The organism is Acetivibrio cellulolyticus CD2 (assembly GCF_000179595.2).
Lineage (GTDB): Bacteria > Bacillota > Clostridia > Acetivibrionales > Acetivibrionaceae > Acetivibrio > Acetivibrio cellulolyticus.
The window spans coordinates 469,244-486,515 of record NZ_JH556657.1 but is presented as its reverse complement, the minus strand read 5'-3'; the positions used below and the strand labels follow the sequence as shown (position 1 = coordinate 486,515).

At 36.8% G+C, this 17,272-nt stretch carries 13 protein-coding genes; 3 read left to right on the top strand and 10 right to left on the bottom strand.

Annotated features, from left to right (window positions below):
- Positions 1-7: 7 nt before the first annotated feature.
- On the top strand, positions 8-4,663 hold the full coding sequence (locus tag ACECE_RS32175) for a glycoside hydrolase family 48 protein (RefSeq protein ID WP_010248355.1): 4,656 nt from the start codon (positions 8-10) through the stop codon (positions 4,661-4,663).
- 279 nt (positions 4,664-4,942) lie between these two features.
- Here ACECE_RS32175 and ACECE_RS0214140 read toward each other — a convergent pair whose 3' ends face one another.
- From ACECE_RS0214140 to ACECE_RS0214120, 5 genes are all read right to left on the bottom strand, one after another.
- Positions 4,943-6,826, bottom strand: a complete 1,884-nt coding sequence (locus ACECE_RS0214140; RefSeq protein WP_010248352.1) for a phospholipid carrier-dependent glycosyltransferase — start codon at positions 6,824-6,826, stop codon at positions 4,943-4,945.
- Positions 6,826-7,539 carry a carbohydrate binding domain-containing protein gene (locus tag ACECE_RS31795; protein ID WP_010248351.1) on the bottom strand — a complete coding sequence of 238 codons (714 nt, stop codon included), beginning with the start codon at positions 7,537-7,539 and terminating at the stop codon, positions 6,826-6,828. Before ACECE_RS31795 ends, ACECE_RS0214140 begins: the two co-directional genes overlap by 1 nt.
- A gap of 148 nt (positions 7,540-7,687) precedes the next feature.
- On the bottom strand, positions 7,688-8,062 hold the full coding sequence (locus tag ACECE_RS0214130; protein WP_010248349.1) for a BlaI/MecI/CopY family transcriptional regulator: 375 nt from the start codon (positions 8,060-8,062) through the stop codon (positions 7,688-7,690).
- A 501-nt stretch (positions 8,063-8,563) separates the two neighbouring features.
- On the bottom strand, positions 8,564-9,220 hold the full coding sequence (locus ACECE_RS0214125; protein WP_026073846.1) for a GerMN domain-containing protein: 657 nt from the start codon (positions 9,218-9,220) through the stop codon (positions 8,564-8,566).
- Between the two features lie 149 nt (positions 9,221-9,369).
- Positions 9,370-10,140 carry a helix-hairpin-helix domain-containing protein gene (locus ACECE_RS0214120; protein ID WP_010248345.1) on the bottom strand — a complete coding sequence of 257 codons (771 nt, stop codon included), beginning with the start codon at positions 10,138-10,140 and terminating at the stop codon, positions 9,370-9,372.
- 471 nt (positions 10,141-10,611) lie between these two features.
- Between ACECE_RS0214120 and ACECE_RS0214115 the strand changes: the two genes are divergently transcribed.
- On the top strand, positions 10,612-11,901 hold the full coding sequence (locus tag ACECE_RS0214115) for a D-alanyl-D-alanine carboxypeptidase family protein (RefSeq protein WP_010248343.1): 1,290 nt from the start codon (positions 10,612-10,614) through the stop codon (positions 11,899-11,901).
- A 151-nt stretch (positions 11,902-12,052) separates the two neighbouring features.
- A complete protein-coding gene (locus tag ACECE_RS0214110) occupies positions 12,053-13,786 on the top strand; it encodes an AMP-dependent synthetase/ligase (protein WP_010248341.1) in 1,734 nt (577 codons plus the stop codon).
- A 172-nt stretch (positions 13,787-13,958) separates the two neighbouring features.
- On the opposite strand, the gene rsfS is transcribed toward ACECE_RS0214110, so the two are convergent.
- From rsfS to ACECE_RS0214085, 5 genes are all read right to left on the bottom strand, one after another.
- Positions 13,959-14,336 (bottom strand): ribosome silencing factor, encoded by a 378-nt coding sequence (gene rsfS / locus ACECE_RS0214105; protein WP_010248338.1) that lies wholly within the window; start codon positions 14,334-14,336, stop codon positions 13,959-13,961.
- Between the two features lie 4 nt (positions 14,337-14,340).
- On the bottom strand, positions 14,341-14,910 hold the full coding sequence (locus ACECE_RS0214100) for a LytR C-terminal domain-containing protein (protein ID WP_010248335.1): 570 nt from the start codon (positions 14,908-14,910) through the stop codon (positions 14,341-14,343).
- Positions 14,911-15,020: 110 nt separating this feature from the next.
- Entirely contained in the window at positions 15,021-15,587 is a 567-nt protein-coding gene (gene yqeK / locus ACECE_RS0214095) for a bis(5'-nucleosyl)-tetraphosphatase (symmetrical) YqeK (RefSeq protein ID WP_010248332.1), read from the bottom strand.
- A gap of 55 nt (positions 15,588-15,642) precedes the next feature.
- Positions 15,643-16,263 carry a nicotinate-nucleotide adenylyltransferase gene (nadD, locus tag ACECE_RS0214090; RefSeq protein WP_010248330.1) on the bottom strand — a complete coding sequence of 207 codons (621 nt, stop codon included), beginning with the start codon at positions 16,261-16,263 and terminating at the stop codon, positions 15,643-15,645.
- Between the two features lie 7 nt (positions 16,264-16,270).
- The gene (locus ACECE_RS0214085) at positions 16,271-17,233 is read right to left on the bottom strand and encodes an ROK family protein (RefSeq protein ID WP_010248328.1); all 963 of its coding nucleotides are present in this window, start codon (positions 17,231-17,233) and stop codon (positions 16,271-16,273) included.
- Between the last annotated feature and the right edge of the window lie 39 nt (positions 17,234-17,272).

The window sequence follows — 17,272 nt, the reverse complement described above, 5'->3', positions numbered from 1 at the left end:
CGATTCTATGAAAATTTATCGAATATTAAAAGAAAGAAAAAAGATAGCCGCTATTTTAGGGGTAGCTCTAGTTGTAGCATGCACGATATTAATAGCACAAAATAGAGGTACAAAAGCTACCCTCAATACTCCGAATGGTAAGATTCCTGCATCATCCTCAAGATCCTCAAATGCAACAGTATACTCTGACAGATTTCTGGAATTGTTTAATGACATTCAATCAAAAGGCTACCTTAGTGAAGAAGGTGTACCTTATCATTCAATTGAGACATTATTAGTGGAAGCTCCTGACTATGGCCATCTTACAACAAGTGAATCATTCAGCTTTATGACCTGGCTAGGTGCCACTTACGCTAAACTTACCGGGGACTGGTCATATTATAAGGATGCCTGGGACAAAACAGAAAAATACATAATTCCAAATGCACAAAGTGACCAACCAGGAACTGATAAATATCCGCCTGCAAAGCCTGCGCAATTTGCTCCCGAAGCAAATACTCCCAATGAATATCCTACTTCGGGCAGTGAAAATGCTCCAACAGGAACCGACCCAATAGCAGATAGCTTGGCTTCAGCATATGGTTCCAAATCTATATACCAAATGCATTGGCTGCTTGATGTTGACAATTTTTATAAATACGGAAACCATGGTGACGGTACAAGCAGGTGCTCTTACATTAATACTTATCAGCGCGGTGCTGAGGAATCAGTTTGGGAAACAGTTCCCCATCCAGCATGGGAGGACTTTAAATGGGGTGCAGGTGAAAAAGGCGGATTTTTAGGCCTCTTTGGGAGTTTCGGTCAGCCTTCCAAGCAATGGCGTTACACATCTGCTTCTGATGCTGATGCAAGGCAGGTTCAAGCTTCTTACTGGGCCTATATATGGGCAAAAGAACAGGGTGTGGATGGAGAAATTGTCGACTATTCCAATAAAGCTGCCAAAATGGGAGATTATTTAAGATATACATTCTTCGACAAATACTTCAGACCAATTGGAGTCCAGGATAAGTCAACAGCAGGAACAGGCTATGACAGCTGTCATTACCTGCTATCATGGTATGCCTCCTGGGGCGGTGATATTAACGGGGCATGGAGCTGGAGAATTGGAAGCTCTCATTGCCACCAGGGTTATCAAAATCCAGTTGCAGCATACGCTTTATCACAGGAAGCTGCATTAAAGCCTAAATCACAGGGATCACAGGAAGATTGGAAAAAAAGTCTCAGTCGCCAAATTGAACTTTACCAATACCTGCAAAGTTCTGAAGGAGCAATTGCAGGAGGGGTAACAAACAGCTGGGAAGGCAAATACTCCAAATATCCCGCGAATAAAAGCACATTCTATGATATGGCATATGATTACCAGCCTGTATATCATGATCCTTCCAGCAACAATTGGTTTGGATTCCAGGCATGGTCTATGGAAAGAGTAATGGAATATTATTACCTTTCAGGAGATGAAAATATAAGGCCTGTCTGTGAAAAATGGGTTAAATGGGCTTTATCAAATACAAAATTAAAAAGTGACGGTACATATGAAATACCTTCAACACTTGAATGGTCAGGAGAGCCTGACACATGGACCGGTAAATCGACCGAAAATCCTAACCTTCACTGTAAGGTTAAGGATTACACAAATGACGTAGGTGTAGCTGCAGCTTATTCAAAAACACTTATATACTATGCAGCTGCAACTGAAAAGTACGGAAGTACAATGGATGCAAAATCCAAGGATACAGCTAAAGAGCTTTTAGACAGAATGTGGAAGAATTATCGAGATGACAAAGGTATTGCAGTATCCGAAAAAAGAGAAGACTATAAGCGCTTTTTTGATGAAGTTTATATACCGGAAGGCTTTAGCGGAACAAATGGCCAGGGAGCACAGCTAAAGAACGGTATATCCTTTGTAGATATGCGCCCTGACTATAAAAACGATCCAGATTTCAAGAAGGTGAGTGAAACAGTTAAAAACGGAAAAGACCCCGTTATGACCTATCACCGTTATTGGGCACAGGCTGATATTGCAATGGCTAATGCAATGTATCACATATATATAGAGAAAAAAAATGGTCTTGTTATTGAACACGCCTCAAAAACAGAAAGTGCTGCTGAAACAAACTCTTCTGAAGAAAATGGTTCTTCTGCAACTTCTTCTGGAAATATTGAGAACAATGGTAAGTATAAATACAAATATAAAAATGATATCCCTGCACAGCCACCTGCTACAGGACCATACAACTATGGTGAAGCGCTTCAGAAAGCCATATTCTTTTATGAATGCCAGCGCTCCGGAAAACTTAGTTCAACTGTACTTCGCCTTAACTGGCGCGGAGATTCCGGGCTCAATGACGGAAAAGACGCGGGTATTGACCTTACAGGGGGTTGGTATGATGCCGGTGACCATGTCAAATTCAACCTTCCGATGGCATATTCATCTGCAATGCTAAGCTGGTCGGTTTATGAATACAAAGATGCCTTCAAAAAAAGCGGGCAGCTTGATCCTATACTTGAAAATATAAAATGGGCAACCGACTACTTCATTAAGTGTCACCCCAAAGCAGATGTCTACTATTACCAGGTTGGCAGCGGAGATGCTGACCACGCCTGGTGGGGACCGGCTGAAGCCTTGCCGATGGATAGGCCCTCATACAAACTGGATAAATCAGCTCCCGGCTCTGCAGTTTCTGCTGAAACAGCTGCCGCATTAGCTTCTGCCGCTATTATCTTTAAGGATATAGATGCTGCCTATTCTAAAGAATGCTTGAAACATGCTAAGGAACTATTTGAGTTTGCCGACAGTACAAAAAGTGATGCAGGCTATACTGCTGCCAACAGCTTCTACAAATCTTGGAGCGGCTTTTATGATGAGCTATCATGGGCAGGCGCCTGGCTTTATCTTGCAACAAATGATAATTCTTACCTTAATAAGGCAGAAGGATATGTGTCTAAGTGGGGAACAGAACCTCAATCTACAACTATAAAATACAAATGGAGTCAATGCTGGGATGATGTACACTACGGAGCATCACTTCTGCTTGCCAAAATTTCAGGTAGCAACAGTAAGCATAAGCAAAACATAGAAAGGCATCTTGACTGGTGGGCAAACAGCTCTGGTGGAGACCATATTAAATACACTCCAAAAGGCCTTGCATGGCTTGATCAATGGGGTTCTTTGAGATATGCAACTACAACAGCTTTTCTTGCATGCGTATATTCAGACTGGTCAGGATCAGATAAAACAAAAGCAAAAAACTATATAAAATTTGCAGAAAACCAGGCAAACTATGCTTTAGGCAGCAGTGGCCGAAGTTTTGTTGTAGGTTTCGGAAAAACCTCTCCACAGCATCCTCACCACAGAACATCTCACGGATCCTGGGCCAATAGCCAGACAATCCCTGATAAGCACATGCATACATTATATGGGGCACTTGTTGGAGGACCTGATGCAGCAGACAGCTACAAAGATGAAATAAATGATTATGTATGCAATGAGGTAGCCTGCGATTACAATGCAGGATTTGTAGGTCTTTTGGCAAGGATGTACCAATCATATGCAGGTAGTCCTTCTGAAACCTTTAACGGAATAGAAGAAAAAACTGCTGATGAAGTCTATGTAGAAGCCGGTATTAACGCATCAGGAAGTAATTTTATTGAAATAAAGGCAGTTGTAAATAATAAATCTGCATGGCCGGCAAGAGTATGTGAGAACCTGACTTTCAACTACTTCGTTGATTTAAGTGAAGTAATAAGTTCCGGCCATTCTGCTGCCGACATTAAGGCAAGTGCAAATTATAATCAAGGGTCAAAAATATCTGAACTCAAACCTTATAATGGCAATATTTATTATGTAACTGTTGACTTTAGTGGAACAAAGATATTCCCCGGAGGACAGTCAGACTACAAAAAGGAAGTGCAGTTCAGAATAGCCGCACCCGAAGGTACTTCATACTTCGATCCAAAAAATGATTACTCGTATAAGGATCTTGCAGCAAATTCCACAGTAAAAACCAAATATATTCCTGTTTATGATAACGGTATTCTTGCCTTTGGAACGGAACCAGACGGAAAACAAGTCTCTTCTGGCGTTTCCCAGAATTTAAATACTCCGCCGTCATCAAACAATACTACTTTAGCTGTTCCAAGCCCTTCAACATCAAGCGGCTTTAGCTCCAATAACAATAATAATACAAATAATAATATTTCAAGCAGCAGCGGTAAGATCGTAGTTCAATGTGCAAATGGAAATGGAACAGACTCTACAAACGGCATAACCCCAAGATTAAGGCTTGTAAACAACAGTGGTTCAAGTATAAACCTATCTACTGTAAAATTGAGATATTACTATACCATCGATGGCGACAAACCTCAAACCTTCTGGTGTGACTGGAGCTCTGCAGGTAATTCCAACGTCACTGGCTCCTTTAACAAACTTTCTTCTTCAAAAAGTGGAGCAGACTACTACCTTGAAATTAGTTTTTCAAGCGGAGCAGGGTCTATTGAACCGGGTAAAAGCGTAGATGTGCAGGCAAGGTTTTCTAAAAATGACTGGAGCAACTATAGTCAGTCTAATGACTACTCTTTTAGTTCAACAGCCTCCGATTATGCACAAAATAGCAAGATTCCAGTATATATTTCAGGAAAGCTTGTATTTGGAACAGAACCATAAAAGTGGTCTTTAAGGATTAATTTTACGGGTGTATAGTCTACCCAAATCTTAAATGCCCTAAATGATAATTTTATATATACACAAAAACATGGGATGACGCTTTAGTCATCCTCTGTTTTTATATCCTTTTTATTGCCATGCAGCTAAAATTTAAGGTGGCATGGACCTAACGGTCAATGCCACCTCTTATTCTGCTTTACGAAATGATAATAGGTGTATATTAGTATTAAATGCTCTAAAATCATTCTTAAATCAGCCTATTTTGATATCTCAAATCTATTACGCTATGTGGATCCATTTAACCCAGTTTAGATAAGTTGTCGGAACTTCCATTCCCGAAATCGCAGGGTAAAGGAATATAAACAACGCAAGTGTTATTACAAGATAACTGTATATAAATGCTGTTGAAACTTTATAGGTAGTTTCCCCTGCTGCCTTGCTGCCAAAATCCCTTCCCACAATTTTTGGAAAATCTTCCCTCAGGAAATTTAATACATACACAGTGCACAGTATCATAAATGGCACTGATGTGAAGAAGTGATATATAAATATGCAGCGGCTTACCCTGAACCATGGGAGGTATTGAAATGCAAACGCCACTAAAATAGGGAACACTCTCTTATCCTTCTTCATTATACCTATTAATATTGCAGCAAATACACAAACAATTCCAAACCAAAAGACTGCCGGATTTCCCATAACATACATCAATGACGTTCTATCTCCAGGAAGACTCATATTCCTGTATTCAAGCAAAGGCTTCTGGATCAAAGGCCATGAGTAAGCCGGCGATGCCCATGCATGCGTATCTGTTAATTTCGAATGGTAATCAAACATATTAACCTGGTATCTCCAAACTTCTCCAAGGTTATGTCCCTCGCCCGGAAGCGTTATGATGGGCAGGTATGAAGCAGTGTATAGTATTACCGGTATCACTACAAAAAATATTACACAGGCCAAGGATGTGCGCACAAAGTTATTAGAAAACCACTCACGTATTTTAGATTGCCTTGCACCCCCTGATAATGCTTTTTTCCTCAACGACTTTTCATAACTCTTATATTCGAGGAACTTCGAAGTGAAGTAAAGAACTGCAAGACCGCCACCTGCATATACCGCAGTCCATTTACTTGCAGAGCCAAGCCCCCAGCATATTCCGGCAAGCATCAGCGGCAATAAACTCTTTTTGAATCCCACTTCATATGACTTGTTCATAAAGCTATCATACATAAAATAATACGCCAGAATTACAAAGAACCCTGCATATGAATCAATTGTACCAATTCTTGTCTGAGCAAAATGCATACACTCAAACATAATTAGGAATGCACTGATAAATCCGTATATCCTCTTGCGGAATATCTTCTTGCCAAAAAGATACATAAGCGGAATCATAGCAACTCCAAACAAAGTTCCCATTATACGCCATCCAAATGGGTTTACACCAAAAATAAGCAAGCCCAAAGCCATAATATCCTTTCCAAGAGGCGGATGTGTAGTCTCGTATGGTTCCATACGGTTTATGTTCTCGAATGCTGTCCTTGGAAAATATATTTCATCAAAATAGGTTGAATTCATGTAGTTGTTTTCATAATCCCCAACATCCAGTTCATCAAAAAGGTTTTGCACTGTACCCTTATCGTTCTGGCTCACTTTTTCAGTTTCCACAGTGAAATTCTTTATAGGTTCTTTGCTGCCCTGCTCAAAGAAGACTATTTCATTTAAAGTGCCTCCGATTTTCTGCACCTTAAATCTAAGTGTCTTAGCCTTAAACTGTGTAACTACGGAATCCCACATAAATGCTTTATACACATCCTGCTTTATTGTAGCAACAGGTTCGTAATTACCATCCGGCCTAAGATATTCGATCCTTAAATTTAGGTCTGCAACTCCATTATAGAAGGCTATTTTTGAAATGTCATATTCACGGTCAAAATTTACACTAAAAGTAGTACCCAATGCAGACGGTTTCCAGTAAGTCTCCGGTACATTTGTAGAGCCTAGGTTATAAATTGCAATTACTGCATATACAAGCGTCATAACTGACATAATAATCATATCTTTTTTGTCTATCTTAAACGGCTTTGTATTTGAAATACCTTCAAAATTACTCTTGTCAGTACCATTTTGTTGATTATTTGGCTGCTTCAGTATTCTTGTCATCAGCTTTTCCTGACATTCTGAACACAAAAAAATATAATTGCACCTATAGCAACTGCCAATGCAACTATCAAAGCAGTTATCCAACCCTTGTTGTCTGATTGTTCTGTGTTGCCCGTCCCCTGATTGCCTTGCTGTGGTGTATAAAGGTTCTCTATAGCTGCACCCTCAGGAACGTTCAATGTTTCCTCAACTGATAAGTCGTCAAAATATGCAGTTCCTGTACTCTCACCACTATGACCGCCTACTCCTGCAGTAAATTCCAGAGCCTGTTGGTCCGGTCCTGTTCGTCCATAGAATTCCACATAGGTCCAATCATTTGTACCTTTAAGTTCTTTTGTAGAAATCATCATCATGTACACTGAAAGGATTGCACCCTTTCCTTCATTGCCCACATTTTCAGTCTTTACCCAGCCTGAAATTTTATACAGTGTACTTGGCTTTACCGGCACAACCTGAACAACCCTTGAATCGTTTCCTACACTGTTTGTAATTCTGACGCAATTGTTTCCTGAATGCGCTTGTGCAGTTTGCACACTTATTTCTCCGGCACCTGGTGATGTGTTATAAATCCTGTTTTCCCAAAAAGTAGCTTCAGAACTACTTTCTTCAAATCCCGGATTCAAAACCTCGTTGACTCCTTCTGCATAAGCGGCCCCAAATTGCAAAAACACAAAGCATAGAACAAATATGGCTGCTACTAGCTTTTTAAACATCCCTTTGACCTCCTAGATTAAATAATAAAAATGTTAAACCTTAAAAGGCTTAAAAACAAATTCAACAGTTTTCATTTGAAAACACTAAAGCAATCAAACAATCCAAACTATATCATCCAATATAAAGTTTATTATTTGGACAATAACTTTATCTGACCTTGTTATCCAGAATTTCTTTGATTTCATCTATCTCTTTATTTGTCAGCTTTTGATGTTCTAAGAAAGCCGCAAGCATTTCCTTAAAAACGCCTCCATATACTCTTTCTAAGAAAGTTCTGTTCTCATTGAATATACATTGCTGCTCGGTAACAAGGCTGTAGTAATAATACTCTCTACCCTCCTTAGTAAATCCTAATACTTCCTTTCTGACAAGCCTTGAAATAAGGGTTTTAATTGTTTTGGGCTTCCAGCCTATAGTACCTTCAAGTTCCTCAATAACTTGATTTGCAGTAATTGGCGACCTATTCCAAATCACCTTCATTATATACCATTCAGAATCAGAAATGTTTGGAACCTTATTCATTTTTTAAAACATCCCCTTAAAATTACTATTATCTAATTTAGATATTACGCTTGTAATCTTAGCTTGTCAATAATTAATTGACATATATTTCTTGGGTTCCAATTCATCTTAAATTACATTTCCCAGGATATAACAAACCGATTTTTCTAGCACTTAAGCGTATATATAATCTAATTTAATTTGAATAATTTATTATACAGCTGGAAATAATGTTACCAACCCTTGCACATGGTATAATATGTAAAAACATTCGAAAGGGGAATCACACAAATGAGAAATACCAGAGTTGAGAAATTTCGTCAATTAAGACATGAACAAATCAAAAAAATATTTATTTACGCTATGTTTTTGCCAAGTACATCAATTATTCTTGGCTATATTATAACAGCATTATTTATACTACCCCGTATGTCAAGCACTCCATAAGTAATTTCCCAAGATAAAAAGCCGTCATTAAGCGGCTTTTTATCTTGAGAAATTAAAGCAAAATATTCTAAATTTTTATTTTTTAATTATATTTTCGTCTCTCCCTATAGGTGCGTCAAATGCCATATGCAAATAAACTTCTCTTTTTTCACCTTCAATTAGGAACTGCACCTTATTTACTCCTGGTAGCTCCGTTAGCGAGTTGACTACAGAATACACTGTCATAGTTTCTCCTGCAGAACCTGTATAGTTGTTATCAATAAACTCTTTTGAAAGGTTTAAATTACATATACCATCCTTTGTCTCTACAGATATAAGTCTTGTACCTTCAGGTATAACAGAATCTATACCTGCTTTTTCAGGCCCCTTTATCAACTCTTTCATAACTACTTCCTCAATACTTTTTCCTGCTTCCAATTCAACCTCTCTTTTTTCAGGAACAACAAATTCGGCTTCTGAATCACCAAAATACAATGTAATTGTCTCCTTTTTTGCACTTTGAGATAAGATACTATCATCAAGATCAACCCTGCTTAATTCACCATAGGGTTGCCCGCTTGGTCCAATTAAGTCCTCACCTTCAACAAGTATCCTTACAGTTGGGCTTACTTTAAGTGTTTCTTCCACTTTACTGTTATTGCTATTATTATTTTTACTATCAAATAAATTACTGCATCCAAACAATGAAATCATAACAGACACTGCAGCTAAAACGATCAATAACCTTCTCATAAAGTGTTATCAGACAAAAATCTGCCTGAAAATTCCCCCCCTATAATTATTACTATTTTTCTAAACTCTTAAATAGAATTATACTTTCGATTTGCGAAAATGTCTATTTGCAATATTTTTCTAAAAGTATATATATAACCAATGAAGAATCAATTAATAGTAATAAAATCCTTCATATTTTCAAATTTGCTCTCTCCTATTCCAGGAACATTCATAATATCTTCTATCTTTTTGAAGTTACCGGACTTCTCTCTGAACGAAACTATTTTACTTGCAGTTGATGGTCCGACTCCAGGTAATGTATCCAGTTCCGCCTCTGTAGCAAGGTTAATATTTATCTTACCCTTTGAAGTATCCTTATCATCCTTTTCATTCAGTAGTACACCTCCGCTGTCGCTTTTTATTTCTATTCCTGTAAAACCCGGATTTTTGCTCGAAGCTGGAGTCGGAAAGCTCACCGAAGAATTTGTCTGCTGTTTTTTTACACCGCCATTAACCGCAGTCGTATCAACCTTTGGAAGTATTTTAAGCATAACATTCTCTTGAAGTTCAAAGGCAAGGTTAATATTTTCAATATCGGCCTTATTAGTAGGCCCCCCGGCAGCTTTAATAGCATCCTCAATTATCTGACCTTTCCTTAAAGTGACAACACCGGGTTTATTGACCTCACCTACCACATATACCTTTATTTCTTCTATTATTTCATCCTTAGTCTGTTCTGCAGCATCTGTAACTAGCGGTGAGTTCCTTACAGTAGAATTTTTAATTTCAACATTTTCAGATTTACTTACTATTATCTCACTACCATCCCTGCTAATTAAAAAACCTACTATCCCTATACTAATGATAAGAGCAGCAACTAAAGCAATAAATATACCCATTTTCAATTTTATTTCTTTGTTAAATATGTTTTCTGACATGAGTTTCCCTCCAATACGTTTTACCTTTAAGATAAATAAGCATAAGAAGACTGTTGTTATTAATTTACATAAATAAGACAAGATTTATATATAATTATGTATTCTATATTTATACTCCTCTTTCCTTTAATTACCTTAAATATTTTTATTCGGCCTCTTATTTACTACTTTCTATTTTTTGATATACTGTAATTGAGGTCAGTTTTATTAGGGCTTTAAAATAGAACTTTCATATTTTTATTTAGGCTATATTTCTTTTGAAATAGGTACACCTAAATAGAAAGGTAATTATTCTGCACTTTTAGATGTTTTTGTCCAAATTCCCCCTCAGTATCAATAATATTTTATTTGCAAAATGCTTTCTATTGTCTTAATATAGTTACTGGTATGTTTTTATTATTATTTAGCCTTACAATAGCTTAAATTGCTATTTTTTACACATAATAGTATTATACAAATTTGGAGGGACGTATGAAAAAACTCTTTATTGGCATAATTATGTTTACAATTTTGAATATGAATATCAACACGGCAAAAGCAGAACCTTTAAATATTGATGCTAAAGCCTATATTTTAATAGATTCGAAAACAGGTCAGGTTATTAGTGAATACAATGCCGATCAAAAACTCTATCCCGCAAGCACAACCAAAATTATGACAGCAATAATCGGTATTGAAAATGCCGATCCCGAACAACTTATGACTGTGAGCCAGTATGCTATAAATAATATAGGGCCAGGTGGAATGAATATTGGCTTATTACCTGGAGAACAACTCAAGTTTAAAGATGTACTGAATGCGCTTCTAGTTAGATCTGCCAACGAAACTGCATATGTTATTGCAGAAAATGTCGGACCAACCCCTGAAGCTTTTTTTGCAAAGATGAACCAGAGGGCAAAAGAGCTTGCCTGTACAAATACCAATTTTGTAAATCCCTGCGGAATGGATACCGATGAAGCCAGTCAAAACCATCTTACTACAGCCAGGGATCTTTCATTGATGGCAAAGCATGCCATGACCCTGCCATTATTCAAAGAAATAGTAAAGAAAACCAGCTGCACCATACCTCCAACAAATATGCACAATGAGGCCTACACCTTACCTTCAACAAACAAGCTTTTTTATGGAAAATATAGTTCCAAATATTATAATGAAGTAACAGGTATCAAAACTGGTTATACAGTTAGAGCTTCTTTCAATCTTGTATCCTCAGCTAAAAATGAAGAGGGTATGGAGCTAATTTCGGTAATATTGGGATGTCCAAATTCCGAAGGTATCTATCAAAGTTCAAAGGATTTACTGGAATATGGTTTTAAGAACTATTCCATGCAAAATCTCATTGCAGCCAATTCTTTCGTTACTAGTGTCCGCGTAGCTGATGCCAGTTATAATCCGAATCTCAATATTGTTGCTGCCGAGGACTTGAAGTGTATACTTCCAAATGAACCAACCAATCAAGCCGATATTTCTGAGGATATAAAAATAAACAAAAACATTACAGCACCTATCAAAGAAGGTGCTGTATTAGGCTCTATTGAATATAAGCAAGCTGGTATCTCTATTGGGAAAGTAAATTTAGTCGCATCAAGAAATGTAGAAAGGATCCTTGCTACTCCTACTCCTCCACGTATTATTACATCTTTCGGTAATTCGATTTATAAAAAAGTATTGTTGACTATATTTGCAGTTATAATTGGCTTTTTAGCTTTAAGAACGATTCTAAGAAAAATCTCCAGAAACAGACGTCTCAATAGGTTTTAAATGAGGACTTTTGCAAAAATAATTTGACAAGATTGAATGTTATATATAATAAAAAACTTATATATATATTATATGTATACCACATTTTTGGCTTTTAAGATCTTTTATATATTTAGCCCTTAGATTATGTTGGAAAAAGTGAGGTTATAGAATGCAAACAACAAAAAAAATTGAAGTAAGACCCATAAAAAACCTTAAGGATATGATTGAACAGAGTAGTCGCCTTTATGGTACTAAAAATGCTTTTTATGTTAAATCAAATGATCAAAGCTATGAGGGAATAACTTTCAATGAGTTTAAGAATGACTTGGACTCTCTAGGCACTGCACTCCTAAATCTTGGTCTTAAGGATAAATTTATCGCTCTGATTAGTGAAAATCGGTATGAATGGTGCTTAACTTATCTTTCTACTGCAAATGGTGTTGGAATAATAGTACCCCTTGATAAGGAACTTCCTCATAGTGAGCTTGAAAACCTCTTAAATAGGTCAAATGCCTGTGCTGTTGTTTATTCTAACAAATATCATAACCTGTTAAAAGAAATATCCTTTAATCTACCCGGGCTAAAGTATTTTATTAATATGGACGCTGAAGATCATACTGATGACAGCTTTCTTTCCCTAAAAGCACTTATTGCAGAAGGAAAAAACCAATTAGAAAAAGGAAATTCTGGATACATAAACTCTAAAATTGATGAAAAAGCTATGAGTTTCCTCATTTTTACTTCAGGTACAACAGACCTTGCCAAAGGCGTTATGCTTTCTCACAAAAATATATGTTCAGACCTTATGTCTGTTACTTCATCAATATACTTTGACAGTACCGATTCGGTTTTATCTATATTGCCGCTTCACCATACTTACGCTTGTACTGTGGATTTTCTGACTATAACCTACTACGGTGCGTGTATATCATTTAATGAAGGATTGAAACATATTAGCAGGAATTTAAAAGAAACCTCTCCAACAATACTTATTTTGGTGCCTCTTATAATAGAGAACATGTATCAAAAAGTGTGGGCTCAAGCCTCAAAAGATAAGAAGCTAAAATTCAAACTCAAACTTGGACTTTCAATAAGTAACTTTCTTTATAACAATTTTAAAATTGATATCCGCAAAAAGCTATTTAAGCAAATAATTGATAATCTAGGCGGAAGAGTACGGCTTATTATTGCTGGTGCAGCCGGAATAGATCCTGTAGTATCAAAAGGTTTTAGAAGCTTTGGCATCACTATATTGCAGGGATATGGCCTTACAGAAGCATCCCCTATTATTTCAGTTAACAGAGAAAATCTCTATAGAGATGATTCAATAGGTCTCCCACTTCCAGGCATAGAGGTAAAAATAGTTAATCCTGATAAAGATGGAATTGGTGAGATAATAGTAAAGGGTGGCAATATTATGCTAGGCTACTACCAAAATGAAGCCGCTACTCAAAAAGTATTGAAAGATGGCTGGCTCTATACTGGAGACCTGGGTCGTATAGATAGTCACGGATTTATCTATTTAACCGGAAGAAAGAAAAATGTTATCGTTACAAAGAACGGAAAAAACGTCTTTCCAGAGGAAGTTGAATCTTATATTAATAAGAGTCCATATATCAAGGAATCCCTTGTAACCGGCAAAAATATAGATGCAAATGGAGAAACTATAGTTACAGCACAAATTGTAATTGACTTAGATATCATAAAGGAAAAGCTTGGCACAGATACTCCCTCAGAGGAAGAAATATACAAACTTATCAAATCGGAAATTAATCATGCAAACCATAACATGCCGCTTTACAAGAGGGTTCAAGATTTTACTATACGCGAAAACGAATTTGCCAAGACTACAACAAAGAAAATAAAACGTTATCTGGAAAAGCAACCCTTCTTTACAGAATAAATATGCCTTTCATAAAACAAAACAGGTTTACCCGTGAAAAGCTTACTTTTGGGATAAACCTGTTTTTAATTTTCGAATTATACTGGATAGCAAAAAAAATATGCATGAACAAACAGATGAAGTACAATGTTAATATTATAAATACCTACAAATTTGTAAGTTTAAAATTGCTCTATCTACGCATAACGCCGTCAGACCACAATCTTTCAAGATTATAGAACGCTCTATCCTCTTCATGGAAAATATGAACAACTACGAAATTAAAGTCAAGCAGAATCCACCTTGCACTGTTATATCCTTCTTTTCTAAGAATTTCGACATTCTGTTCCTTCATTTTTTGCTCTACTTCATCAGCAAGAGCCTTAATATGCGTTGTTGAAGTACCGCTGCAAATTACAAAATAATCTGCAATAACTGTAACCTCGCTTATGTCTATACTTCTTACATCCTTTGCCTTTTTATCTGTCAAAATCTCGGCAATCTTTTGTGCTATTATATTTGAATCCACTAACTCCACCCTTTCAAAATTATCTTTAGACTTTAAATCCATTTATTTAAGATTTATAATCATCACCTAATATTACTAAAATATCAAACCTTGACTGAGGATCAAGTTCCTTCCTGACCTTTTTAATGTCCAGCAAATTCTTAATCCATTCCCCTGAAACATTTTCTTTTTTCTCTATTACAACCGAACTTATACTTTTTAGAGAGTTATCATTTCCAGCGCTTACAACAAATCCGTTTAATTCAAGTGCTACTCTTACCTTTTCTGCAAGTCCTGATATTCTAGTGTAATTTATAACCTTTACACTTATATCTTTATTTTTTATTATTGCCTCGCCAACTGCTTTCATTGCTTCCTTATCGGAAGAATCTGTCGTCTCAACATTTGCTATCTTAAAATTTTCCTCTTTTATGTCGGCTTTGCTATCAACATTCTTTTCCGAAGCGGTAGGTGTAGGAACAGGCTCTACACTAACTTCCTTGGACTTACTTGAAAAGACATTATTAAATATGACTAATGCTGCTATTACAGCTGCAATTAGCACACCTGCAGACAATATAATCCGCTTAACGCTTTTTACTCTAACCTTTCCAAGTCCTTTTCCCTTAGCTACCATATTGCAGCAAACCTCCACAAGTTCCACCAAGCAAAATCTCATATGTTTTGAGACCATCCAATTTTTGAAACATTTGCTTTGCAAATACCTAAAATGAAAAACTCAACAGTTTATTCTATATTCTTCATAACGTAATTCCATGTGTCTATTGTATCTATCTGAATAAGTTCTCTTTTTTTAACCAGATGTTTTATAATACTCCTCAGAGAAATAACCATTCCCTGGTCAAGGTCAGCAAAAACAACCTCCCTAACTTTTTCAACACCAGGGAAATCCCTTCCAGGCTCAATATAATCTGCCAGAAAAATTATTTTATCTAAAGTGTTCATATTCTTGCGGCCTGTAGTATGGCAGTTGATAGCTCCAAGAATTTCCTCATCCTCTACTCCATACTCCGCCCTTGCTACTACTGCACCAACAGGTCCATGGAGCAACTTAGGCTCCAAAGCACATATATCATCTACCTCAATATTATGCTCCTTACACAGTCTTAAAACTTCTTCCTTTTTTATTTCCCTGGCACAATCATGAAGGATACCTGCCAACTCTGCCTTTTTCACATCAACTCCAAATTTTGATGCTAGTTTAACGGCTGTCTCCATAACACCCAATGAATGTTTAAACCTTTTAGGTGATAAAACCTTCTGAAGCTTGTCTCTAATTTCATCTATTGTCATCAATCAATACCTCTTTTAAAAACTAATGCAAACCTTCAAGCTAAACCTGACTCTTCTAATCAATATATAACTTATTTTCTTTAATATAAGCTTCTACGGTGTCAGGAACAAGGTATTTTATTGACCTTCCTCCTTTTATCCTGTTTCGGATTTCAGTAGAAGATATCTCTATAAGAGGAGTATCTATAAAATGAATTCTGGCCGAGAAAGTATCTCTAAGGTATTCCATTTGCTTGTTAAAGCCTTCAGAATCGTTTCCAGGCCTCAAAACAGCAATGAACTCACATATATTAAACACGTCCTGATAGTTTCTCCATGTAAGCAAATCATTCAATACATCTGCTCCAATTATATAATATAACCTTGCACTCTTTCCATAGATTTCACTTAAATTTTTCAGAGTATCGATGGTATAAGTATAGCCCCCACGTTCAACCTCAATCCTGGACTCAACAAAATAAGGGTTATCCTTTACAGCCTGCTGAACCATATTAAACCTGTGTTCCGCACTGGCAACATTACTCAAATTCTTATGCGGCGGCATGCCGGAAGGAATAAAAAGCACCTTTTCAAGTCCAAACCTATCTCTCACCATCTCAGCAACAATCAAATGACCATAGTGTATAGGATTGAAAGTACCTCCTGAAATGCCTATCTTTTTTGCATTGTCCTCCACTTGATCACTACCCTTTTTTCCCTTTAATAATGGCTAAAGAACCGTAAATAATGGCATCATCTCCAAGTGCACTCCGGACAATTTCCGTACCATTGAGGATCTCAGGCAATGTAAATCTTTTTACATAGTCCTTTACTCTAGGCATTATAAAATCACCAAGAGATTCCAAAACCCCGCCTCCAAGCACTACCATATCAGGGCCAAAAATATTTATCAGATTACCTGTACCTGCTGCAAGATAGTAAACAGCCCTATCCATAACTTCCAATGCAAGACTGTCTTTTGCATCTATAGCTTCTTTTAAATCTTTACTTTTGATTATAGAATCTTCTCCCAGCAAGTCTTTTAGTATTGTTTTTCTTCCTCTTTCAATCTGCACCTTAATTTCCCGGGTTATCGAAATTTTACTCGCATAAGCTTCAAGACAACCCCTCTGACCACAGTTACAATATGGTCCTTCTGTATTTAAGCTCATATGCCCAAGCTCTCCGGCATCATGTCTTTTTCCAGTAAAAAGTTTATTATTTATTATAAGGCCACCACCAACCCCAGTGCCTACAAATATACCCACAACGTTTTCCTTTTTAACTGCCATTCCGTATTTCCACTCACCAAGCATTCCCATATTGGCATCATTTCCAATATAAAAGGGAATACCAAACCTTTTTTCCATTACTTTCTTTATATCATAGTTTTTCCACGGAAGGTTTGGGGCATATATTATCTCACCCGTTTCTTCATTTATAACGCCTGGCGCTCCTGCTCCTATTGCCGCTATCTCATTCTTATCTGTTCCCGATTCTTTTATAAGCTCATCAACTACATCAATTATTCTTTCCTCAACCTTTTCTAATCCCTTATCTACCTTTGTTTTTTTCTTTACTTTGAATGTTATATTGTCCTTTTCGTCTAAAATGGCTCCAAGCACCTTTGTACCGCCAATATCAAGACAAATATGTTTCTTGCCCATTTGATCAACTCCATCCTTCGAATAATCAGCAAGCTATAT

Bases quoted from the DNA above. Each gene is read 5' to 3' on its own strand.
- ACECE_RS32175 (WP_010248355.1), top strand. From the start codon at position 8: ATGAAAATTTATCGAATATTAAAAGAAAGAAAAAAGATAGCCGCTATT.
- ACECE_RS0214140 (WP_010248352.1), bottom strand. From the start codon at position 6,826: ATGACAAGAATACTGAAGCAGCCAAATAATCAACAAAATGGTACTGAC.
- ACECE_RS31795 (WP_010248351.1), bottom strand. From the start codon at position 7,539: ATGTTTAAAAAGCTAGTAGCAGCCATATTTGTTCTATGCTTTGTGTTT.
- ACECE_RS0214130 (WP_010248349.1), bottom strand. From the start codon at position 8,062: ATGAATAAGGTTCCAAACATTTCTGATTCTGAATGGTATATAATGAAG.
- ACECE_RS0214125 (WP_026073846.1), bottom strand. From the start codon at position 9,220: ATGAGAAGGTTATTGATCGTTTTAGCTGCAGTGTCTGTTATGATTTCA.
- ACECE_RS0214120 (WP_010248345.1), bottom strand. From the start codon at position 10,140: ATGTCAGAAAACATATTTAACAAAGAAATAAAATTGAAAATGGGTATA.
- ACECE_RS0214115 (WP_010248343.1), top strand. From the start codon at position 10,612: ATGAAAAAACTCTTTATTGGCATAATTATGTTTACAATTTTGAATATG.
- ACECE_RS0214110 (WP_010248341.1), top strand. From the start codon at position 12,053: ATGCAAACAACAAAAAAAATTGAAGTAAGACCCATAAAAAACCTTAAG.
- rsfS (WP_010248338.1), bottom strand. From the start codon at position 14,336: ATGGATTTAAAGTCTAAAGATAATTTTGAAAGGGTGGAGTTAGTGGAT.
- ACECE_RS0214100 (WP_010248335.1), bottom strand. From the start codon at position 14,910: ATGGTAGCTAAGGGAAAAGGACTTGGAAAGGTTAGAGTAAAAAGCGTT.
- yqeK (WP_010248332.1), bottom strand. From the start codon at position 15,587: ATGACAATAGATGAAATTAGAGACAAGCTTCAGAAGGTTTTATCACCT.
- ACECE_RS0214085 (WP_010248328.1), bottom strand. From the start codon at position 17,233: ATGGGCAAGAAACATATTTGTCTTGATATTGGCGGTACAAAGGTGCTT.